This is a genomic window from Mesorhizobium sp. M1A.F.Ca.ET.072.01.1.1, from assembly GCF_004023325.1.
In the GTDB taxonomy this organism is placed as follows: domain Bacteria; phylum Pseudomonadota; class Alphaproteobacteria; order Rhizobiales; family Rhizobiaceae; genus Mesorhizobium.
Genome location: NZ_RZSF01000784.1, coordinates 1 through 402 on the forward strand (window position 1 = coordinate 1; position 402 = coordinate 402).

1 pseudogene is annotated in these 402 nt (G+C 64.7%); it reads left to right on the forward strand.

From position 1 onward, the window contains the following. Positions 1 to 103: 103 nt before the first annotated feature. A pseudogene (locus EOA32_RS38015) lies at positions 104 to 402 on the forward strand (type VI secretion protein); the annotation flags it as partial.

The window sequence follows — 402 nt, forward strand, 5'->3', positions numbered from 1 at the left end:
ATTTTCAGGTGCCCTGCGCACATTGCGGTCATTCGGCGCAATGTGCGTCGAATCCCCAAGGCTTTGTATCGGCATCCTCTTTTCCACGTTGCAGGACAACGCCATGGCCGATGAGCGCGAGCTTCGCATCCGACCGGGGCGAATACGCTCCAACCGCGATCAGGCCGTGCGGCCGTTCATCGCCCAGGCCTTGGCGGCGGCGAAGAAAGCTGGTGGAAGCATCTCCCGCACCGGTCAAATCAGCCTGGGCAACCGATCGCGCTTCGGCCGGGGCCGGATCGCCAACATCCAGGCCAACCGCCTGCTGGCCGGTCGCTCGCGCGTCACGGTCATCAAGACCCGCGTCGTTCGTCACTCCGGGCGTGCCGTCCCGCTCACCGCACACCTTTCCTACCTGCAACG